Origin of the sequence: Parahoeflea olei (genome assembly GCF_001703635.1) — a bacterium.
GTDB classification, from domain to species: Bacteria; Pseudomonadota; Alphaproteobacteria; order Rhizobiales; family Rhizobiaceae; genus Hoeflea; species Hoeflea olei.
Genome location: NZ_LQZT01000034.1, coordinates 200574 through 218309 on the forward strand (window position 1 = coordinate 200574; position 17736 = coordinate 218309).

Annotated in this window: 29 protein-coding genes; 1 reads left to right on the plus strand and 28 read right to left on the minus strand. The window is 62.4% G+C overall.

Features of this window, described 5'->3' with window-relative positions; genetic code table 11:
• Window positions 1-297: 297 nt before the first annotated feature.
• The 28 genes from AWJ14_RS15750 to AWJ14_RS15885 form a co-directional block, all read right to left on the minus strand.
• On the minus strand, window positions 298-882 hold the full coding sequence (locus AWJ14_RS15750) for an adenylate kinase (RefSeq protein WP_066181222.1): 585 nt from the start codon (window positions 880-882) through the stop codon (window positions 298-300).
• On the minus strand, window positions 879-2219 hold the full coding sequence (gene secY / locus AWJ14_RS15755) for a preprotein translocase subunit SecY (protein WP_066181225.1): 1341 nt from the start codon (window positions 2217-2219) through the stop codon (window positions 879-881). Before secY ends, AWJ14_RS15750 begins: the two co-directional genes overlap by 4 nt.
• 197 nt (window positions 2220-2416) lie before the next feature.
• Window positions 2417-2899 carry a 50S ribosomal protein L15 gene (gene rplO, locus AWJ14_RS15760; protein ID WP_066181228.1) on the minus strand — a complete coding sequence of 161 codons (483 nt, stop codon included), beginning with the start codon at window positions 2897-2899 and terminating at the stop codon, window positions 2417-2419.
• A 16-nt stretch (window positions 2900-2915) separates the two neighbouring features.
• A complete protein-coding gene (gene rpmD / locus AWJ14_RS15765; RefSeq protein WP_066181230.1) occupies window positions 2916-3116 on the minus strand; it encodes a 50S ribosomal protein L30 in 201 nt (66 codons plus the stop codon).
• A gap of 38 nt (window positions 3117-3154) precedes the next feature.
• A complete protein-coding gene (rpsE, locus tag AWJ14_RS15770; protein ID WP_066181232.1) occupies window positions 3155-3715 on the minus strand; it encodes a 30S ribosomal protein S5 in 561 nt (186 codons plus the stop codon).
• A gap of 45 nt (window positions 3716-3760) precedes the next feature.
• Window positions 3761-4123, minus strand: coding sequence for a 50S ribosomal protein L18 (rplR, locus tag AWJ14_RS15775; protein ID WP_066181236.1), 363 nt, complete (start codon window positions 4121-4123; stop codon window positions 3761-3763).
• Window positions 4124-4135: 12 nt separating this feature from the next.
• Complete coding sequence (gene rplF / locus AWJ14_RS15780; RefSeq protein WP_066181239.1) at window positions 4136-4669, minus strand: 50S ribosomal protein L6; 534 nt, start codon at window positions 4667-4669, stop codon at window positions 4136-4138.
• A 38-nt stretch (window positions 4670-4707) separates the two neighbouring features.
• Window positions 4708-5106: a 30S ribosomal protein S8 gene (gene rpsH, locus AWJ14_RS15785; protein ID WP_066181241.1), complete on the minus strand. Its 399-nt coding sequence runs from the start codon at window positions 5104-5106 to the stop codon at window positions 4708-4710.
• Window positions 5107-5118: 12 nt separating this feature from the next.
• Window positions 5119-5424 (minus strand): 30S ribosomal protein S14, encoded by a 306-nt coding sequence (rpsN, locus tag AWJ14_RS15790; RefSeq protein WP_066181244.1) that lies wholly within the window; start codon window positions 5422-5424, stop codon window positions 5119-5121.
• Window positions 5425-5457: 33 nt separating this feature from the next.
• Window positions 5458-6015, minus strand: a complete 558-nt coding sequence (rplE, locus tag AWJ14_RS15795) for a 50S ribosomal protein L5 (RefSeq protein WP_066181247.1) — start codon at window positions 6013-6015, stop codon at window positions 5458-5460.
• Complete coding sequence (gene rplX, locus AWJ14_RS15800) at window positions 6008-6319, minus strand: 50S ribosomal protein L24 (protein ID WP_066181250.1); 312 nt, start codon at window positions 6317-6319, stop codon at window positions 6008-6010. Before rplX ends, rplE begins: the two co-directional genes overlap by 8 nt.
• An 11-nt stretch (window positions 6320-6330) precedes the next feature.
• A complete protein-coding gene (gene rplN, locus AWJ14_RS15805; protein WP_035528307.1) occupies window positions 6331-6699 on the minus strand; it encodes a 50S ribosomal protein L14 in 369 nt (122 codons plus the stop codon).
• A 236-nt stretch (window positions 6700-6935) separates the two neighbouring features.
• On the minus strand, window positions 6936-7175 hold the full coding sequence (gene rpsQ, locus AWJ14_RS15810) for a 30S ribosomal protein S17 (protein WP_066181256.1): 240 nt from the start codon (window positions 7173-7175) through the stop codon (window positions 6936-6938).
• A gap of 13 nt (window positions 7176-7188) precedes the next feature.
• Window positions 7189-7389 (minus strand): 50S ribosomal protein L29, encoded by a 201-nt coding sequence (gene rpmC / locus AWJ14_RS15815; protein WP_066181259.1) that lies wholly within the window; start codon window positions 7387-7389, stop codon window positions 7189-7191.
• Between the two features lie 11 nt (window positions 7390-7400).
• Complete coding sequence (gene rplP, locus AWJ14_RS15820) at window positions 7401-7814, minus strand: 50S ribosomal protein L16 (RefSeq protein ID WP_045648399.1); 414 nt, start codon at window positions 7812-7814, stop codon at window positions 7401-7403.
• Window positions 7815-7849: 35 nt separating this feature from the next.
• Window positions 7850-8554: a 30S ribosomal protein S3 gene (gene rpsC, locus AWJ14_RS15825; protein ID WP_066181262.1), complete on the minus strand. Its 705-nt coding sequence runs from the start codon at window positions 8552-8554 to the stop codon at window positions 7850-7852.
• Window positions 8554-8943: a 50S ribosomal protein L22 gene (gene rplV / locus AWJ14_RS15830; RefSeq protein WP_066181264.1), complete on the minus strand. Its 390-nt coding sequence runs from the start codon at window positions 8941-8943 to the stop codon at window positions 8554-8556. The genes rpsC and rplV overlap by 1 nt, the downstream gene beginning before the upstream one ends.
• Before the next feature lie 2 nt (window positions 8944-8945).
• Complete coding sequence (rpsS, locus tag AWJ14_RS15835) at window positions 8946-9224, minus strand: 30S ribosomal protein S19 (protein WP_035528290.1); 279 nt, start codon at window positions 9222-9224, stop codon at window positions 8946-8948.
• A 15-nt stretch (window positions 9225-9239) separates the two neighbouring features.
• Window positions 9240-10076 carry a 50S ribosomal protein L2 gene (gene rplB / locus AWJ14_RS15840; protein WP_066181266.1) on the minus strand — a complete coding sequence of 279 codons (837 nt, stop codon included), beginning with the start codon at window positions 10074-10076 and terminating at the stop codon, window positions 9240-9242.
• 39 nt (window positions 10077-10115) lie between these two features.
• Window positions 10116-10409 carry a 50S ribosomal protein L23 gene (locus AWJ14_RS15845; RefSeq protein WP_066181270.1) on the minus strand — a complete coding sequence of 98 codons (294 nt, stop codon included), beginning with the start codon at window positions 10407-10409 and terminating at the stop codon, window positions 10116-10118.
• The gene (gene rplD, locus AWJ14_RS15850; protein WP_066181273.1) at window positions 10406-11026 is read right to left on the minus strand and encodes a 50S ribosomal protein L4; all 621 of its coding nucleotides are present in this window, start codon (window positions 11024-11026) and stop codon (window positions 10406-10408) included. Before rplD ends, AWJ14_RS15845 begins: the two co-directional genes overlap by 4 nt.
• Window positions 11026-11730, minus strand: a complete 705-nt coding sequence (rplC, locus tag AWJ14_RS15855; protein ID WP_066181276.1) for a 50S ribosomal protein L3 — start codon at window positions 11728-11730, stop codon at window positions 11026-11028. Before rplC ends, rplD begins: the two co-directional genes overlap by 1 nt.
• 78 nt (window positions 11731-11808) lie before the next feature.
• Window positions 11809-12117, minus strand: coding sequence for a 30S ribosomal protein S10 (gene rpsJ / locus AWJ14_RS15860; protein WP_003547547.1), 309 nt, complete (start codon window positions 12115-12117; stop codon window positions 11809-11811).
• Window positions 12118-12188: 71 nt separating this feature from the next.
• Complete coding sequence (tuf, locus tag AWJ14_RS15865; RefSeq protein ID WP_066181278.1) at window positions 12189-13364, minus strand: elongation factor Tu; 1176 nt, start codon at window positions 13362-13364, stop codon at window positions 12189-12191.
• A 98-nt stretch (window positions 13365-13462) separates the two neighbouring features.
• Window positions 13463-15553: an elongation factor G gene (gene fusA / locus AWJ14_RS15870; RefSeq protein WP_066181281.1), complete on the minus strand. Its 2091-nt coding sequence runs from the start codon at window positions 15551-15553 to the stop codon at window positions 13463-13465.
• 30 nt (window positions 15554-15583) lie between these two features.
• Entirely contained in the window at window positions 15584-16054 is a 471-nt protein-coding gene (rpsG, locus tag AWJ14_RS15875; protein WP_066181283.1) for a 30S ribosomal protein S7, read from the minus strand.
• Between the two features lie 67 nt (window positions 16055-16121).
• Window positions 16122-16493 carry a 30S ribosomal protein S12 gene (gene rpsL, locus AWJ14_RS15880; protein WP_007197105.1) on the minus strand — a complete coding sequence of 124 codons (372 nt, stop codon included), beginning with the start codon at window positions 16491-16493 and terminating at the stop codon, window positions 16122-16124.
• Window positions 16494-16907: 414 nt separating this feature from the next.
• On the minus strand, window positions 16908-17162 hold the full coding sequence (locus tag AWJ14_RS15885; RefSeq protein WP_066181729.1) for a GlsB/YeaQ/YmgE family stress response membrane protein: 255 nt from the start codon (window positions 17160-17162) through the stop codon (window positions 16908-16910).
• A 223-nt stretch (window positions 17163-17385) separates the two neighbouring features.
• Between AWJ14_RS15885 and AWJ14_RS15890 the strand changes: the two genes are divergently transcribed.
• Window positions 17386-17682 carry a transcriptional regulator gene (locus AWJ14_RS15890; RefSeq protein ID WP_066181285.1) on the plus strand — a complete coding sequence of 99 codons (297 nt, stop codon included), beginning with the start codon at window positions 17386-17388 and terminating at the stop codon, window positions 17680-17682.
• Window positions 17683-17736 lie beyond the last annotated feature (54 nt).

Genomic DNA, 17736 nt, shown 5'->3' on the forward strand with positions numbered 1-17736 from the left:
GACCCGCGTCCGGTGGAGGCCGGCCCTTGCGGGGTAGTCCATCTTGCGATTGCCGCACCGGCCCGAAAGCCGAACGGCAAAAGCTCCGTCGTCCAACGCGGCATGCATAAAAGCGACCAGAGACGATCCCTCAAGCCTTCGAGGAATCGCACCGATCGCCTGCATGTCGCGAGTTGAGCGGTTCATAGCGGAAGCGGCAGGCTTTCGTCAACCTCCCGCGCCCGTTTTTCGCGGCATTGGCGAAGATCGTCCGCCCCTCCCCCGAAAGTGAGGTCCGGCAAGTCTCCGCCACACCCATCAGAGCGAGGCCAGCACGGCCTCGATCTCTCCAGTCACCTCGTCGATCGAGCCCATGCCGTCGACGGTGCGCAGCGCGCCCTTGGCATAATAGTAGCCGGTCAGCGGCGCGGTCTTCTTGTAGTATTCGCGCAGCCGCTCTTCGAACACCTGGGCATTGTCGTCCTTGCGCACCGGCTGTCCGGCAGCGGCGGCCTCTTCGGCGCGCTTGATGATGCGGCCGACCAGAGCCTTGTCGTCGACGACCAGCTCGATCACGGTATCGAGCTTCAGCCCCTTGGCCGACAGCATGGCCTCGACGGCGTCGGCCTGCTGCAGCGTGCGCGGATAGCCATCGAGGATGAAGCCGTTGGCGCAATCGGGCTCGTCGACCCGTTCGGAGACGATGGCGTTGACGATGTCGTCGGACACGAGTTCGCCCGCATCCATCACCGCCTTGGCGCGCTTGCCCACTTCGGTCTGCGCAGCCACTGCGGCGCGCAGCATGTCTCCGGTGGAGAGCTGCGGAATGCCGTGTTTTTCGACCAGACGCTGGGCCTGGGTGCCCTTGCCCGCGCCGGGCGGTCCCAACAGGATAAGTCTCATCGTCCCTTCTTGCCTCCCCGAAGTTTGGACTTCTTGATCAGCCCCTCATATTGCTGGGCGATCAGATGCCCCTGAATCTGCGCAACCGTATCCAGCGTCACCGACACGACGATCAGAAGCGATGTTCCACCCAGATAGAACGGAACCCCGGTCTGCGCGATTAGAAATTCGGGCAAGAGACAGACGAAGATCAGATACAAGGCGCCGATCACGGTGATGCGCGTGAGCACATAATCGATGTATTCGGCCGTACGCTCGCCGGGGCGGAATCCGGGAATGAACCCGCCATGGCGCTTGAGGTTGTCGGCGGTGTCCTTCGGGTTGAACACGATCGCCGTATAGAAGAAGGCGAAGAAGCCGATCATGGCCGCATAGAGCAGCATATAGGCCGGCTGGCCGTGGCCAAGCGACGCCAGCAGCGAGGACGCCCAGGACGGCAGGTTGCCGGTGTTGGCGAAGCCCGCGATCGTGGCCGGCAGCAGCAGCAGCGACGAGGCGAAGATCGGCGGGATCACGCCGGCGGTATTGAGCTTAAGCGGCAGATGCGAGGTGTCGCCCTGGAACATGCGCGAGCCGACCTGGCGCTTCGGATACTGGATCAGCAATTGCCGCTGCGCGCGCTCGATGAAGACGATGAAGGCGATCACGGCGATGGCGACCACGATCACGGCGATGATCAGGCCGGTCGACAGCGCACCGGTGCGGCCGAGTTCGAGGGTGCCGGCGACAGCCGTCGGCAGGGCTGCGACGATGCCCGCGAAGATGATCAGCGAAATGCCGTTGCCGATGCCGCGCGCGGTGATCTGCTCGCCGAGCCACATCAGGAACATGGTGCCGCCGACCAGCGTGATCACGGTGGCGATGCGGAAGAACCAGCCCGGATCGGTGACGATGCCGCTGCCCGATTCGAGGCCGACGGCGATGCCATAGGCCTGGACGGTGCCGAGCAGCACTGTGCCGTAGCGCGTGTACTGGTTGATGATCTTGCGGCCCTGCTCGCCCTCTTTCTTGAGCTGCTCGAGCGTGGGCACGACCGAGGTCATCAGCTGGATGATGATCGAGGCGGAGATGTAGGGCATGATGCCGAGCGCGAAAATCGCCATGCGCCCCACGGCGCCGCCGGCAAACATGTTGAACAGGCCGAGAATGCCGCCGGACTGGCTCTGGAAGGCTTGCGCGAAGGCGTCGGGATTGATGCCGGGAAGCGGAATATAGGTGCCGAGACGGTAGACGAGCAGAGCGCCAAGCGTGAACCAGATCCGCTTCTTGAGATCATGGGCCTTGGCGAAGGCGCCGAAATTCAGGTTGGAAGCAAGTTGTTCGGCTGCAGATGCCATTGCGTTCTCCGCGCAGCCCACCCGGCGCGTGATGAACCCAATCATCTCCGGAGGGTCTGAGTTGGTTTCACCGGGCGGTGCGGCCTGGCGAAATCAAAAGCCCGGCCCCTGCCCTCTCCGTCGCGGCCCAGCGCAACGGCAGATCCCATATGGGACGAAAACCGCCCGATGTGAAGCACCGGGCGGTCAGATTCTTGTTACTTTTCCTCAGCCGCGGCTGCCGGGGCGAGCAGCTTCACGGACCCGCCGGCCTTCTCCACCTTTTCGATGGCAGAGCGCGATGCGCCGGCCACTTCGAGGCTGAGCTTGGCCTTCACGTCGCCGTCGGCGAGAACGCGGACACCGTCCTTGAGGCGGCGGATCACGCCTGCGCCCTTGAGGGCTGCAGCGTCGATCGCCTTCTTGCCGTCAAGCTTGCCGGCGTCGATGGCGGCCTGGATGCGGCCGACCGACACGACGTTGAAGTCGGACGAGAAGATGTTGTTGAAGCCGCGCTTCGGAAGGCGCCGGTAGATCGGCATCTGGCCGCCTTCGAAGCCGTTGATGGCGACGCCCGAACGCGACTTCTGACCCTTGACGCCGCGGCCGCCGGTCTTGCCGGAGCCCGAACCGATGCCGCGGCCAACCCGCTTGCGGTTCTTGGTAGCGCCTTCGTTGTCGGTGATCTCATTGAGTTTCATGACAGTTCACTCCCACTCACTTCTCGTCGACGACGCGGACGAGGTGGCTGACCGAACGGATCATGCCACGGACGGCCGGGGTGTCTTCGAGGGTCCGGACGCGGTGCATCTTGTTGAGGCCCAAGCCGATCAGCGTCTGGCGCTGCACGTTCGGGCGGCGAATCGGGCTGCCGATCTGTTCGACGGTGACCGTCTTGCCCTTCTTGTTGTCAGCCATGGTCTTGGCTCCCTAATACGATAAAGGCGGAGGCCCGATTACTCTTCGGCGCCCGCGGAAACTCCGCGGCGTTCCTGGAGCGTGGAATACTTGATGCCGCGCTGGGACGCGATGTCCTTGGGGTGCATCTGGTTCTTGAGCGCATCAAAGGTGGCGCGGACCATGTTGTAGGGGTTGGACGACCCCGTCGACTTGGCCACGACGTCCTGCATGCCGAGCGTCTCGAAGACGGCGCGCATCGGACCGCCGGCGATGATGCCGGTACCGGGCTTGGCAGCGCGCAGAAGCACCTTGCCGGCGCCGTGACGGCCATGCACGTCGTGGTGCAGGGTCCGGCCGGAGCGCAGCGGCACGAAGATCAGGTCGCGCTTGGCCGATTCAGTGGCCTTGCGGATGGCTTCCGGCACTTCGCGTGCCTTGCCGTGACCGAAGCCCACGCGGCCCTTCTGGTCGCCGACAACCACGAGGGCTGCGAAACCGAAGCGACGGCCGCCCTTGACGACCTTGGCAACGCGGTTGATGTGTACGAGCTTGTCGACGAATTCGCTGTCGCGCTCTTCGTCCTTACCGCGGTTGTCGCGGCGACCTTCCTTGGCCATTGTCCTGTTCCTTGTTCTTTTCCGGAATCAATCGGCGGGTTTGACTTAGAAGCTCAGGCCGCCTTCGCGGGCAGCTTCGGCGAGGGCCTTGATGCGGCCGTGATAGATGAAAGCGCCACGGTCGAAGACCACTTCCGTGATCCCGGCCTTGACGGCGCGTTCTGCAACGAGCTTGCCCACCGCCGCGGCAGCGGCGATATCGGCACCCGTCTTGAGCTCGGCGCGAAGGCCGGCGTCAAGCGTGGATGCAGCGGCGAGCGTGCGGCCAGCTGCGTCGTCGATGACCTGAACATAGATGTTCTTCGACGAGCGATGAACCGACAGGCGCGGACGGCCATTGGCCACCGCTTTGAGCTGGCGGCGGACCCGGGCGGACCGACGCGTAAGGGATTGTTTCCTGCTAGCCATTTCGCGTCTTCCTTACTTCTTCTTGCCTTCTTTGCGGACAATCCGCTCTTCAGCATACTTGACGCCCTTGCCCTTGTAGGGCTCGGGGCCGCGGTAGCCGCGGATCTCGGCGGCGGCCTGGCCGAGCACCTGCTTGTCGATGCCGGTCAGGACAATTTCCGTCGGCTTCGGGCAGGCAATGCTCACGCCCTGCGGCGGCTGGTAGATCACGTCGTGGCTGAAGCCGAGCGCGAGCTGCAGGTTCTGGCCCTGCATGGCGGCGCGATAACCCACACCGTTGATCTCGAGCTTGCGCTCATAGCCATCCTTCACACCGGTGAGGATGTTGGAGATCATGGTGCGCGACATGCCCCACTTGGACCGTGCGTCCTTGGAGTTGTCGACGGGCTTGACGACGACCGCGTTGTTTTCAAGCGAGAGCGACACTTCGTCGTTCGCGACGAAGCTCAGTTCGCCCTTCGGACCCTTGGCGACCACTTTCTGGCCGTCGATGGTCGCGGTGACACCGGCGGGAACCGGAACGGGCTTTTTACCGATACGAGACATTGTTCAACCTGTCTGTTCGAGTTGGAGATCCTGCACGATCAGAAGATCGAGCAGAGAACCTCGCCACCAACATTGTGCTCGCGCGCAACGTGATCGGCCAGAACGCCCTTCGGAGTCGAAAGGATCGTGATGCCGAGACCGTTGGCGACCTGCGGAATGGACTTAACGGAGACGTAGACACGCCGGCCGGGCTTGGACACGCGGGCGATCTCGCGGATCACCGGTGCGCCTTCGTGGTACTTGAGCTCGATGCTCAGTTCCGACTTGCCGTTGTCGAACGACACTTCGGTGTAACCGCGGATGTAGCCTTCGGCCTGCAGCACATCGAGCACGCGGGCGCGCAGCTTGGAAGCAGGCGTCGACACCGAGGACTTGCGGCGTGCGACGCCGTTGCGGATGCGTGTGAGCATATCGCCCAGTGGATCAGTCATTGCCATATTTCGCGCTCCTTACCAGCTGGACTTGACCAGGCCGGGCACCTTGGCCACGGACCCGAGATCACGCAGTGCGATACGCGACATGCCGAGCTTGCGATAATACGCACGCGGACGGCCCGTCACCTGGCACCGGTTGCGAATCCGGACCTTGGCGCCGTTGCGCGGCAGTTCGGCCAGTTTCAGGGTTGCGCGGAACCGTTCCTCGATCGGAAGTTCCTGGTTTTGAGTGATCGCCTTCAGGGCGGCGCGCTTGGCGGCGTCGCGAGCGACCATTTTCCGGCGGCGCTTGTTCTTCTCGATTGCGCTGACTTTCGCCATGATCAGATATCCTTTTTTCGAATGCCGTTACGATTACTGGCGGAAGGGGAAGTTGAACTCTTTGAGAAGAGCCCGCGCTTCGTCATCCGTTGGCGCCGTCGTACAAACGATGATGTCCATGCCCCAGATCTGGTCGACCTTGTCGTAGTTGACCTCCGGAAACACGATGTGTTCCTTGATGCCCATGGCGAAGTTGCCGCGGCCGTCAAAGCTCTTCGGGTTCAGGCCGCGGAAGTCACGCACGCGCGGCAGCGCGATGGTGATCAGGCGATCCATGAATTCAAACATGCGGTTGCCCCGCAGCGTGACCTTGGCGCCGATCGGCATCTGTTCGCGCAGCTTGAAGCCGGCGATCGAGTTGCGGGCGCGGGTGATGACCGGCTTCTGGCCGGCGATCGCTGCGAGATCCTCGGCGGCAACGGCGGGCTTCTTGGAGTCGGCAGTCGCCTCGCCCACACCCATGTTGATCACGATCTTGTCGAGGCGCGGGATCTGCATTTCGTTCGCATAGGCGAACTGGTCCTGCATGGCCTTGCGGATGCGCTCGTTATAGTCCTTCTTGAGCCTGGGCTCGTACTTTGCTTCAGCCATCGATGACCACTCCCGAACGCTTGGCCACGCGCACCTTCTTTTCGCCTTCCATGCGGAACCCGACGCGGGTCGGCTTGCCGTCCTTGGGGTCGGCAATCGCAAGGTTGGAGAGATGAAGCGAGGCTTCCTTGTTGATAATGCCGGCTTCCTGGGTCTGGGTCTGGCGCTGGTGGCGCTTGACCATGTTCAGGCCCCGGACGATCGCACGGCCTTCCTTCGGCATGACGGCCAGAACTTCGCCGGAACGGCCCTTGTCCTTGCCAGTAAGAACGACGACCTTGTCGCCTTTGCGGATCTTTTGCATCGGTTCGTTCCTTACAGCACTTCAGGAGCCAGCGAGATGATCTTCATGTGGCTCTTGGCGCGGAGCTCGCGCGGAACCGGTCCGAAGATACGGGTGCCGATCGGCTCTTTCTTGTTGTCGATCAGGACAGCGGCGTTCCGGTCGAACCGGATCACGCTTCCGTCGGCGCGACGGATGTCCTTGGCTGTACGAACGACAACCGCCTTCATCACATCACCCTTCTTGACGCGGCCGCGCGGAATGGCTTCCTTGATCGAGACGACGATGATGTCGCCGATCGAAGCGTATTTCCGCTTGGAGCCGCCCAGAACCTTGATGCACATGACACGACGTGCGCCGGAATTGTCCGCGACGTCGAGGTTTGTCTGCATCTGAATCATATCAGGCCGCCTTCTTGTTGTGACCGGCACGGTTGGGCGCTTCAGGCCCCCTATGCCAGCTTATGAGTCAATTCTTTTGTGCGCGGGAAGGATATTGCCAAGGTGGTTTCCCCGTGGGGACCTTCCATGCGCTGAAAGCAGAAGAACGCCCTTGCTCGGGCGTTCTGCGCCAATGGCCTGCTTCATACAGGATTCTCGGCAAGGTGCAAGTGGCCCCTCGCCTTAAAACCGTTCATTCAGGCCTGAACTGCCTCGACGACAGTCCAGCACTTGTCTTTCGAGATGGGCGCGCATTCCTGGATGGAAACCTGGTCGCCCACCTTGTACTGGTTGTTCTCATCGTGCGCCTTGTAGTTCTTGGTGCGGCGGACGATCTTTTGCATGACCGGATGCGCGAAACGGCGTTCGACGCGGACGACCACGGTCTTCTCGTTCTTGTCACTGACAACAGTGCCCTGCAGAATGCGTTTTGGCATGGTCTCTAAGTCCTTAGGCCTTGGATGCGGCCGCCTTCTGGCGGGCAATAGTCTTGATGCGTGCGATATCGCGACGGACCTGCTGGACCCGCGACGTCTTTTCGAGCTGGCCGGTGGCGCCCTGGAAACGCAGGTTGAACTGCTCTTTCTTGAGCTTGGCAAGTTCGTCGTTGAGTTGGTCGACGCTCATGGCGCGAACATCTGCGGCTTTCATGATCCGTCTCCTTACTCTGCGATGCGCTGAACGAAGCGCGTCTTGACCGAGAGCTTGGCGGCGCCGAGGCGCAGGGCTTCCCGGGCGAGCTCTTCGCTGACGCCGTCGATTTCGAACATGATCCGGCCGGGCTTGACCTTTGCAGCCCAGTAATCCACCGAACCCTTGCCCTTACCCATGCGGACTTCCGTCGGCTTGGAGGTGACCGGGACATCCGGGAAGATGCGGATCCACACCCGGCCGGCACGCTTCATGTGACGCGTGATCGCCCGGCGGGCAGCTTCGATCTGGCGCGCGTTGACGCGGTCAGGTTCCTGTGCCTTCAAGCCGTAGGCGCCGAAATTCAAGTCCGAACCGCCCTTGGCGACTCCCTTGATGCGGCCCTTGAACTGCTTGCGGTACTTTGTACGCTTTGGCTGCAACATTGTCTAATTCTCCGAATTATCTGCCTGGCGCAAACTCAGGCGTTCTCGCGCCGGCGATTGCCGCCCGAAGCGTCACCTTCCGTCGCGCGGCGTTCAGACGCCATGGGATCGTGCTCGAGGATCTCGCCCTTGAAGATCCAGACCTTCACGCCGCAGATACCGTAAGCGGTCTTGGCTTCAGCCGTGCCGTAATCGATGTCGGCGCGCAGCGTGTGAAGCGGAACCCGGCCTTCGCGGTACCATTCGGTACGGGCGATTTCCGCGCCGCCGAGACGGCCGCCGCAGGTGATCTTGATGCCTTCGGCGCCGAGACGCATGGCCGACTGGACCGAACGCTTCATGGCGCGGCGGAACGCGATGCGGCGCTCGAGCTGCTGGGCGATCGACTGGGCAACCAGGGTGGCGTCGACTTCGGGCTTGCGCACTTCAACGATGTTGAGGTGGGTTTCCGAATTGGTCATCTCCGACAGCTTGCGGCGCAGCTTCTCGATGTCCGCGCCCTTCTTGCCGATGATCAGGCCGGGACGGGCAGCGTGGATGCTCACGCGGCACTTCTTGTGCGGACGCTCGATCACGACCTTGGAGATGCCAGCCTGCTTGAGTTCGTTCAGCAGGTAATTGCGGATCTTCAGGTCTTCGTGCAGCAGCTTGCCGTATTCGGCATTGTCGGCGAACCAACGGCTGTCCCAGGTGCGGTTAATGCCGAGGCGGAAACCGATCGGATTGATTTTCTGACCCATTATGCGGCCTCCTCTGTGGCTTCCACTTCACGCACGACGATGGTCAGGTGCGAGAAGGGCTTTTCGATGCGCGAGGACCGGCCGCGGCCACGGGCATGAAAGCGTTTCATGACGATGGACTTGCCAACGAAGGCTTCGGCGACGACGAGCGAATCGACATCGAGATCATGGTTGTTCTCGGCGTTTGCGATCGCCGATTCAAGCGTCTTCTTGACGGTCGAGGCGATGCGCTTGCGCGAAAATTCCAGTTCGGCCAGCGCCCGGTCAACCTTCTTGCCGCGGATCAGGGCCGCGACAAGGTTGAGCTTCTGCGGGCTGATGCGAATGCTGCGGGCCACGGCCTGCGCTTCGTTGCCCTTGAGCCGGCGTTCGGTTTTTGCCTTGCCCATTGTTACTTCCTCTTCGCTTTCTTGTCGGCGCCGTGGCCATAATAGGTCCGCGTCGGGGAGTATTCGCCGAACTTCTGGCCGACCATGTCTTCGGACACGTTGACCGGAATGTGCTTGCTTCCGTTGTAGACGCCGAAGGTCAGGCCGACGAACTGCGGCATGATCGTGGAGCGGCGGCTCCAGGTTTTGATCACTTCATTGCGACCGCCCTCGCGGACCTTCTCAGCCTTCTTGAGAAGATAGCCGTCAACGAACGGACCTTTCCAAACTGAACGAGCCATTGGAGACTTCCTCTCTTACTTCTTGCGCTGATGACGCGAACGCATGATGAACTTGTCGGTCGACTTGTTCGAGCGCGTGCGCTTGCCCTTGGTCGGCTTGCCCCAGGGGCTGACCGGATGACGGCCGCCGGAGGTGCGACCTTCACCACCGCCGTGCGGGTGATCGACGGGGTTCATGGCGACGCCGCGAACATGGGGGCGCTTGCCCTTCCAGCGCGAACGACCGGCCTTGCCGTCGTTGATGTTGAGGTGGTCGGGGTTCGACACCGCGCCGACGGTGGCAAGGCAGGCGCCCTGCACCAGGCGCTGCTCGCCCGAGTTGAGACGAAGGATCGCCATGCCCTGGTCGCGGCCGACCAGTTGGGCGTAACCGCCGGCGGAGCGTGCGATCTGGCCGCCCTTGGCGGGCTTCATCTCGATGTTGTGGATGATCGTGCCGACCGGCATGAACTGAAGCGGCATGCAATTGCCCGGCTTCACGTCCACGGCCTTGTCCGACGAGATCACCTTGTCACCGGCCGACAGGCGCTGCGGCGCCAGGATATAGGCCTGCTCGCCATCGGCATAGGTGACCAGCGCGATGAACGCGGTCCGGTTCGGGTCGTATTCCAGGCGCTCGACAGTGGCTTCCACGTCGAACTTGCGACGCTTGAAATCCACCATGCGGTAGGTGCGCTTGTGACCGCCACCGATCGACTGGGCCGTGACCCGGCCATAATTGTTGCGGCCGCCCTTGGAATGAAGCCCCTGGGTCAGCGACTTGACCGGCTTGCCGCGATGAAGACCCGAACGATCAACGATGACCAGCTGGCGCTGGCTCGGGGTCGTCGGATTGTAACTTTTCAGTGCCATTTTCCTGTTCCCTTTTGGGGGCTTGTTCCCGCCAGGCCCTTACAGACCGGTGGAGACGTCGATTGACTGGCCTTCGGCAAGCGTCACATACGCCTTTTTGACATCCGACTGGCGGCCCGAAATACCACGGAAGCGCTTGGTCTTGCCCTTGCGCAGCAGCGTGTTGACAGCCGTCACCTTGACGCCGAACAGCGCTTCGACCGCAGCCTTGATTTCAGGCTTGGACGCGCGCCGCGCCACATTGAAGACAACCTGGTTCTGTTCCGACACCAGGGTCGACTTTTCGGTGATCGCCGGAGAGACGATCACATCATAATGGCGAAGATCCGTCATTTGAAGCGCTCCTCCAGAGCAGCGACCGCATCCTTGGACAAGACCAGCTTGCCGCGGCGCAGAATGTCATAGACGTTGATACCCTGGACCGGCAGCACATCCACGTTCGGGATGTTCTTGGCCGCAAGGCGGAAGTTCTGGTCGAGCTCGGCGCCGCCGATGAACAGCGCATTGGTCAGGCCAAGCTTCGAGAGCGAACCGGTGAGCGCCTTGGTCTTGGCTTCGGACGCGGTCAGCGCATCGACGACGATGATGTCGGATGCCTTGGCCTTGGCCGAGAGCGCATGACGCAGGGCGAGCGCACGGACCTTCTTGGGCAGGTCGTGGGCGTGGCTGCGCACGACCGGGCCGTGGGCCTGACCACCGCCGCGGAACTGCGGGGCGCGCGCCGAATGGTGACGTGCGCGGCCGGTGCCCTTCTGCTTGAACATCTTGGCGCCGGTGCGGGAGATGTCCGCGCGGCCGAGCGCCTGATGGGTGCCCTGCTGCTTCTTGGCGAGCTGCCAGCGCACGATGCGCTGGATCAGGTCCTGGCGCGGGTCGAGACCAAAGATCGCATCGGAAAGAGAAATCTTTCCGGCGTCCTTGCCCTCGAGAGTGGTGACGGTGAGATCCATTATTCGGCTCCCTCATTCGATACGGTGGCCGCAGCGCGGATGGCTGCAGGAAGAGGCGCATCAGCCGGGGTGCCGGACTTGATTGCATCGCGGACGACAATCCAGGTGCCCTTGGAACCCGGAACCGCGCCCTTGACCAGGATCAGGCCGCGATCCGCGTCGGTCGACACGATCTCGAGGTTCTGCGTGGTCACGCGGGTCTGGCCCATGTGGCCGGCCATCTTCTTGCCCTTCCAGACACGGCCCGGATCCTGGTTGGAACCGGTCGAGCCGTGCGAACGGTGCGAGACCGAAACGCCGTGGGTGGCGCGAAGGCCGCCGAAGCCGTGGCGCTTCATGGCCCCGGCAAAGCCCTTACCCTGGGTGATGCCGGAGACGTCGACCAGCTGGCCGGCAACGAAGTGCTCGGCAGTGATCTCCGCACCCACATCGATCAGGTTGTCCGAGCTCACGCGGAACTCGACCAGCTTGGCCTTGGGTTCGACATTGGCGACGGCGAAGTTGCCGCGCATGGCCTTGGACGTATTCTTCACCTTGGCGACGCCGGCGCCGAGCTGGACGGCGGTGTAGCCGTTCTTCTCTTCCGTACGCTGGGCCACCACCTGGCAGTTCTCCAACCGCAGGACGGTTACGGGGACATGCTCGCCGGCGTCGTTGTAGACCCGCGTCATTCCCAACTTTTGTGCAATCACACCTGAACGCATCGGTTCATTCCTCTTGAGATGAGCCTGTCGGGGCCCTGCCCCTTCATGCCTCGTTCCCTTGCTTGAAGGCTCAGAGCCTTAAAGCTTGATTTCCACATCGACGCCCGCGGCGAGATCGAGCTTCATGAGCGCATCCACCGTTTGCGGGGTCGGATCAACAATGTCGAGCAGACGCTTGTGCGTGCGCATTTCGAACTGTTCGCGGCTCTTCTTGTCGATGTGCGGCGACCGGTTGACGGTGAATTTCTCGATCCGGGTCGGCAGCGGCACCGGGCCACGGACGCTTGCGCCGGTCCGCTTTGCCGTCGACACGATTTCACGCGTGGAGGCGTCAAGGATCCGGTGGTCAAACGCCTTGAGGCGGATGCGGATGTTCTGGCCGTTCATTCGACTTGTCCTTGCTTGTGTGAGAACCGCATGGTCCGGACCGGCCGGACCATGCGTTCTGACCCACTGTGTTACTCGATGATCGAGGCGACGATGCCGGCGCCGACGGTGCGGCCGCCTTCGCGGATGGCGAAGCGCAGCTTCTCTTCCATCGCGATCGGCACGATCAGCTGAACTTCAGCCGAGATGTTGTCGCCCGGCATCACCATTTCCGTGCCTTCCGGCAGCGTCACCACGCCCGTCACGTCGGTCGTGCGGAAGTAGAACTGCGGACGGTAGTTGGTGAAGAACGGCGTGTGACGGCCACCCTCTTCCTTGGTCAGGATGTAGGCTTCTGCCGTGAACTTGGTGTGCGGCTTGACCGAACCCGGCTTGCACAGGATCTGGCCGCGCTCCACGTCCTCGCGGCCGATGCCGCGCAGCAGTGCGCCGATGTTGTCGCCGGCCTGGCCCTGGTCGAGCAGCTTGCGGAACATTTCAACGCCCGTGCACACCGTCTTCTGGGTGGCGCGGATACCGACGATCTCGATTTCCTCACCGACCTTGACCACGCCGCGCTCGACGCGACCGGTCACAACCGTGCCGCGGCCCGAGATCGAGAACACGTCTTCGATCGGCATCAGGAACGGCTGGTCGATCGGACGCTCGGGCGTCGGGATGTATTCGTCGACGGCAGCCATCAGCGCGCGGATCGCGTCTTCGCCCTGGGCCTTGTCGCCATCGTTGAGCGCGACCAGGGCCGAGCCCTTGATGATCGGAATGTCGTCGCCCGGGAAGTCGTAGGACGACAGCAGTTCGCGCACTTCCATCTCGACGAGCTCGAGCAGCTCCTCGTCGTCGACCTGGTCGACCTTGTTGAGGAACACCACCAGCGACGGAACGCCGACCTGACGGGCGAGCAGGATGTGCTCGCGGGTCTGCGGCATCGGGCCGTCAGCGGCCGAAACCACCAGGATCGCGCCGTCCATCTGCGCGGCACCCGTGATCATGTTCTTCACATAGTCGGCGTGGCCGGGGCAGTCGACGTGGGCGTAGTGGCGCTTTTCGGTTTCGTATTCGACATGCGCCGTCGAAATGGTGATGCCGCGGGCCTTCTCTTCCGGCGCTGCGTCGATCTGGTCGTAGGCCTTGAATTCACCGTAGAACTTCGTGATCGCTGCCGTCAGCGACGTCTTGCCGTGGTCAACGTGACCGATCGTGCCGATGTTCACATGCGGCTTAGTGCGCTCGAACTTACCCTTTGCCATGTGTGTTCTCCATTCTCATTCAGCCCGTAGCGGGCAATTCATCGTTTCGGTTTCCGGGCCGGACCGGCGCCTGGGCGCGGGTCCGGCAGGCCGGCAAATTAAGCGTACTTCGCCTGGATCTCCTGGGAGACATTCGACGGCACGGGTGCGTAGTGATCAAACGTCATGGTGTACTGCGCGCGGCCCTGGGACATGGAGCGCAGCGAGTCGACGTATTTGAACATGTTGGCCAGCGGCACATGCGCATCGATGACCACGGCGATCCCGCGCATTTCCTGGCCCTGGATCTGGCCACGACGCGAGTTCAGGTCACCGATCACGTCACCGACGTAATCTTCCGGCGTCACCACCTCGACCGACATGATCGGCTCGAGCAGCTGCGGGCCCATGAACTTCGAGTTTTCGCGGAAGCAGGCGCGACCGGCGATTTCGAAGGCCAGTACGCTCGAGTCCACGTCGTGGAAGGCGCCGTCGATGAGCGTCGCCTTGACGCCCAGCATCGGGAAGCCTGCGAGCGGACCGGAGTTCATCACGCTCTCGATGCCCTTCTGGACACCGGGGACGTATTCCTTCGGAACCGCGCCGCCGACGATCTTGGATTCGAACACGAAATCCTCGGTCTCCTCGTTCGGCTCGAAGCGGATCTTGACGCGGGCGAACTGACCCGAACCACCCGACTGCTTCTTGTGGGTGTAGTCGGCTTCGTAGGCCTTGGTGATCGATTCGCGGTAGGCGACCTGCGGCGCGCCGACATTGGCTTCGACCTTGAACTCGCGACGCATGCGGTCGACGAGAATGTCGAGGTGAAGTTCGCCCATGCCGGCGATGATCGTCTGGCCCGATTCCTCGTCGGTCTTGACGCGGAACGAAGGATCCTCGGCAGCCAGGCGGTTGAGCGCGAGGCCCATCTTTTCCTGGTCGCCCTTGGTCTTCGGCTCGATGGCGATCTGGATCACCGGCTCGGGGAATTCCATGCGCTCGAGGATGACCGGCTTGAGCGGATCGCACAGGGTGTCGCCCGTGGTGGTTTCCTTGAGGCCTGCAAGCGCCACGATGTCGCCTGCGAAGGCTTCTTCGATGTCTTCACGCGAATTCGAGTGCATCTGCAGCATGCGGCCGACGCGCTCGCGCTTTTCCTTGACCGTGTTCATCACTGACGAGCCCTTTTCGAGCTTGCCGGAATAGATGCGGGCGAAGGTCAGCGAACCCACGAACGGGTCGTTCATCACCTTGAAGGCGAGCATGGCGAGCGGCTCGTCGTCGCTTGCCTTGCGGGTGGTTTCGGCTTCGGTCTTGACGTCGATGCCTTCGATGGCCGGAACGTCGGCCGGGCTCGGCAGATATTCGATCACGGCGTCGAGAAGCGGCTGAACGCCCTTGTTCTTGAAGGCCGAGCCGCAGAACATCGGGAAGAACTGCACGGCGATGGTGCCCTTGCGGACCAGCGCGCGGATCTCGTCGTTGTCCGGCATTTCGCCTTCGAGATAGCGCTCCATGGCGGCTTCGTCGGCTTCGACCACGGTCTCGATCAGCAGTTCGCGGTATTCCTCGGCCTTTTCCTTGAGGTCGGCCGGGATCTCGACGACATCCCACTGGGCGCCGAGCGACTCGTCGCGCCACACCAGTGCGTTCATCTCGATCAGGTCGACCACGCCCTTGAAGTCGCTTTCAGCGCCGATCGGCAGCTGCATGACGACCGGGATCGCGCCCAGGCGGGACTTGATCATCGACACCGAACGATAGAAATCGGCGCCGGTCTTGTCCATCTTGTTGCAGAAGATCATCCGCGGGACGTTGTACTTGTCGGCCTGGCGCCAAACGGTTTCGGTCTGGGGCTCCACACCGGCATTGGCGTCGAGCAGGGCGATGGCACCGTCGAGCACGCGCAGCGAGCGCTCGACTTCGATGGTGAAGTCGACGTGGCCGGGGGTGTCGATGATGTTGAAGCGATGCATCTTGCCGGTGCGACCCTTCCAGAAGGTCGTGGTCGCGGCCGAAGTGATGGTGATGCCCCGCTCCTGCTCCTGCTCCATCCAGTCCATGGTGGCAGCGCCGTCGTGCACTTCACCGATCTTGTGGCTCTTGCCAGTGTAGTAAAGCACACGCTCGGTGGTCGTGGTCTTGCCGGCGTCGATATGCGCCATGATACCGAAATTACGGTAGTCTTCGATTGCGTATTCGCGGGCCATCTTGAATGCCTTTCGAGAACGGTTCGTTGATTACCAGCGGTAATGCGAGAATGCGCGGTTGGCGTCGGCCATCTTGTGGGTGTCTTCCCGCTTCTTGACAGCGCTGCCGCGATTGTTGGCCGCATCCATGAGTTCACCCGAGAGGCGCTCGATCATGGTGGTTTCGTTGCGCTTGCGCGCTGCGGCGATCAGCCAGCGGATGGCCAGGGCCTGACGGCGCTCGGGACGAACATCGACCGGAACCTGGTAGGTGGCACCACCGACGCGACGCGAACGCACTTCGAGGTGCGGAGCGACGTTGTCGAGCGCCTGATGGAACATGGCGACGGGCTCGGACTTGGAGCGGGCCTGAACCTGGTCAAGCGCGCCATAGACGATCTGCTCGGCAACGGATTTCTTGCCGTGCATCATAATGGCGTTCATGAACTTGGTGATGACCAGATCGCCGAATTTCGGATCCGGGTTGATCTCACGCTTTTCTGCACTGTGACGTCGTGACATGCTTTTCGTCTTTCAACTGATGGGTCGAAAGGCCGGGCGCACCGCTGGATGCATCCGGCCAACACAATTACTTCGGACGCTTGGCGCCGTATTTCGAGCGGCGCTGCTTGCGGTTCTTGACGCCCTGGGTGTCGAGAACGCCACGGATCACGTGGTAGCGCACGCCGGGAAGGTCCTTCACGCGGCCGCCGCGGATCATGACCACCGAGTGCTCCTGAAGGTTATGGCCCTCACCGGGGATGTAACCGATCACTTCGTAGCCGTTGGTGAGACGGATCTTGGCAACCTTACGAAGAGCCGAGTTCGGCTTTTTCGGGGTCGTGGTGTACACGCGAGTGCATACGCCGCGCTTCTGCGGATTCTGCTCCAGCGCGGGAACCTTGTTGCGCTTTACCGGCGCCTGGCGCGGCTTGCGGATCAGCTGGTTTACAGTTGGCATGTAACCATCCCTTTAGAATTCATGTTTCGCCCTCTCGGACACCATGCCCATAAACCATATGCGCAAAACAAGGGCCGGATCCGGTCTTGCCGGAGGGCCCATGAAAGCAGAGGACACAGTGCGTGTCATGCGTGCAGCATTGTCGGTTCACAGTGCAGTCAGACACCTTGTTTGAGACAAGTTCCAGGACGAGTCGTCCCGAAGAAAAGCGTCTCACATCGGTCTCGGTGAGCGGTTCCTACTGATTTCCCCCCATGACGTCAAGGCCATGGGCAAAATAATCGGCCGCTGCGACGCTGTCTTGGCAAGGACTAGCCCTGCAGGACAGATTCTTGCGCCAGTTTGCGCGGTCGCGTGTGATTCATTGCCCTGCCCCGGACACCGCCGGGGCCGGATCGCCGATTCTTTGGGGAATCAGCCGCGACGCACGAGGCCGATCAGGAACAAGAGGATCACCGCCCCGATGGTCGCATGCAGAATCGATCCGATGATTCCACCGCCGATGACGACGCCGAGCATCGGCAACACCAGGCCCGCGACAAAGGCGCCGACGATGCCGACGATAATGTTGCCGAGCAGGCCGAAGCCGTAGCCCTTCATGATCACGCCGGCGAGCCAACCGGCCACGGCACCGACGAGAAGAAATATCAAAAGACCTTCAAGACCCATCATTGCTGCTCCCTCTGCAGATGCCCCAACGGCCCTTCGAGACAAGCATTAAACCGCAGCAGCGGCAAGCTGTCGCGCGGGCAGCGCGCGCAAAAATCGGGGACAACCGAGCGTCTTCCGGCGCTGCGGCGCCGATTCGCGGGCGGCAGCGGTGCGACAGGCGTTGCGCTCGCAGTCGGGCCATGAAAGGTAGGGAGCATCCCCGGTTGAGAAAGGAAGGCCGATGAATTCCGACAACGACAACAGCGACGACGCCGGCACGCGCCCGGCCATCTTCATCATCATCGGCCAGACCAGCCGCATCAAGGGCGGCGAGATGTCGCCGGTGCATGTGATGCTCGCGGCCCCCGACGAGGACACCGCCGTCAGGCTCTGCCTCGATGCGCTGTCGGCCAAGGGCTTCGCCGAGGCGGATCTCGACCAGATCGGGCTGATCGACGGCGCGCCCGACGAGGAGCCGCATGCCTCCGCCTATCAGGGCGCGATGGAAGGCGAAGTCGCCGTGATCGCGTTCGACTGACCGGCGCACCGCAGGCGGGGCCACCGCCCCCGCCTGCGCCAGGTATCGCCCCTC

Excerpts from the sequence above, each read along its gene's own strand:
- AWJ14_RS15750 (WP_066181222.1), bottom strand. The coding sequence starts at position 882 with ATGAGACTTATCCTGTTGGGACCGCCCGGCGCGGGCAAGGGCACCCAG.
- secY (WP_066181225.1), bottom strand. The coding sequence starts at position 2,219 with ATGGCATCTGCAGCCGAACAACTTGCTTCCAACCTGAATTTCGGCGCC.
- rplO (WP_066181228.1), bottom strand. The coding sequence starts at position 2,899 with ATGAAACTCAATGAGATCACCGACAACGAAGGCGCTACCAAGAACCGC.
- rpmD (WP_066181230.1), bottom strand. The coding sequence starts at position 3,116 with ATGGCTGACAACAAGAAGGGCAAGACGGTCACCGTCGAACAGATCGGC.
- rpsE (WP_066181232.1), bottom strand. The coding sequence starts at position 3,715 with ATGGCCAAGGAAGGTCGCCGCGACAACCGCGGTAAGGACGAAGAGCGC.
- rplR (WP_066181236.1), bottom strand. The coding sequence starts at position 4,123 with ATGGCTAGCAGGAAACAATCCCTTACGCGTCGGTCCGCCCGGGTCCGC.
- rplF (WP_066181239.1), bottom strand. The coding sequence starts at position 4,669 with ATGTCTCGTATCGGTAAAAAGCCCGTTCCGGTTCCCGCCGGTGTCACC.
- rpsH (WP_066181241.1), bottom strand. The coding sequence starts at position 5,106 with ATGGCAATGACTGATCCACTGGGCGATATGCTCACACGCATCCGCAAC.
- rpsN (WP_066181244.1), bottom strand. The coding sequence starts at position 5,424 with ATGGCGAAAGTCAGCGCAATCGAGAAGAACAAGCGCCGCCGGAAAATG.
- rplE (WP_066181247.1), bottom strand. The coding sequence starts at position 6,015 with ATGGCTGAAGCAAAGTACGAGCCCAGGCTCAAGAAGGACTATAACGAG.
- rplX (WP_066181250.1), bottom strand. The coding sequence starts at position 6,319 with ATGCAAAAGATCCGCAAAGGCGACAAGGTCGTCGTTCTTACTGGCAAG.
- rplN (WP_035528307.1), bottom strand. The coding sequence starts at position 6,699 with ATGATTCAGATGCAGACAAACCTCGACGTCGCGGACAATTCCGGCGCA.
- rpsQ (WP_066181256.1), bottom strand. The coding sequence starts at position 7,175 with ATGCCAAAACGCATTCTGCAGGGCACTGTTGTCAGTGACAAGAACGAG.
- rpmC (WP_066181259.1), bottom strand. The coding sequence starts at position 7,389 with ATGAAAGCCGCAGATGTTCGCGCCATGAGCGTCGACCAACTCAACGAC.
- rplP (WP_045648399.1), bottom strand. The coding sequence starts at position 7,814 with ATGTTGCAGCCAAAGCGTACAAAGTACCGCAAGCAGTTCAAGGGCCGC.
- rpsC (WP_066181262.1), bottom strand. The coding sequence starts at position 8,554 with ATGGGTCAGAAAATCAATCCGATCGGTTTCCGCCTCGGCATTAACCGC.
- rplV (WP_066181264.1), bottom strand. The coding sequence starts at position 8,943 with ATGGGCAAGGCAAAAACCGAACGCCGGCTCAAGGGCAACGAAGCGCAG.
- rpsS (WP_035528290.1), bottom strand. The coding sequence starts at position 9,224 with ATGGCTCGTTCAGTTTGGAAAGGTCCGTTCGTTGACGGCTATCTTCTC.
- rplB (WP_066181266.1), bottom strand. The coding sequence starts at position 10,076 with ATGGCACTGAAAAGTTACAATCCGACGACCCCGAGCCAGCGCCAGCTG.
- AWJ14_RS15845 (WP_066181270.1), bottom strand. The coding sequence starts at position 10,409 with ATGACGGATCTTCGCCATTATGATGTGATCGTCTCTCCGGCGATCACC.
- rplD (WP_066181273.1), bottom strand. The coding sequence starts at position 11,026 with ATGGATCTCACCGTCACCACTCTCGAGGGCAAGGACGCCGGAAAGATT.
- rplC (WP_066181276.1), bottom strand. The coding sequence starts at position 11,730 with ATGCGTTCAGGTGTGATTGCACAAAAGTTGGGAATGACGCGGGTCTAC.
- rpsJ (WP_003547547.1), bottom strand. The coding sequence starts at position 12,117 with ATGAACGGCCAGAACATCCGCATCCGCCTCAAGGCGTTTGACCACCGG.
- tuf (WP_066181278.1), bottom strand. The coding sequence starts at position 13,364 with ATGGCAAAGGGTAAGTTCGAGCGCACTAAGCCGCATGTGAACATCGGC.
- fusA (WP_066181281.1), bottom strand. The coding sequence starts at position 15,553 with ATGGCCCGCGAATACGCAATCGAAGACTACCGTAATTTCGGTATCATG.
- rpsG (WP_066181283.1), bottom strand. The coding sequence starts at position 16,054 with ATGTCACGACGTCACAGTGCAGAAAAGCGTGAGATCAACCCGGATCCG.
- rpsL (WP_007197105.1), bottom strand. The coding sequence starts at position 16,493 with ATGCCAACTGTAAACCAGCTGATCCGCAAGCCGCGCCAGGCGCCGGTA.
- AWJ14_RS15885 (WP_066181729.1), bottom strand. The coding sequence starts at position 17,162 with ATGGGTCTTGAAGGTCTTTTGATATTTCTTCTCGTCGGTGCCGTGGCC.
- AWJ14_RS15890 (WP_066181285.1), top strand. The coding sequence starts at position 17,386 with ATGAATTCCGACAACGACAACAGCGACGACGCCGGCACGCGCCCGGCC.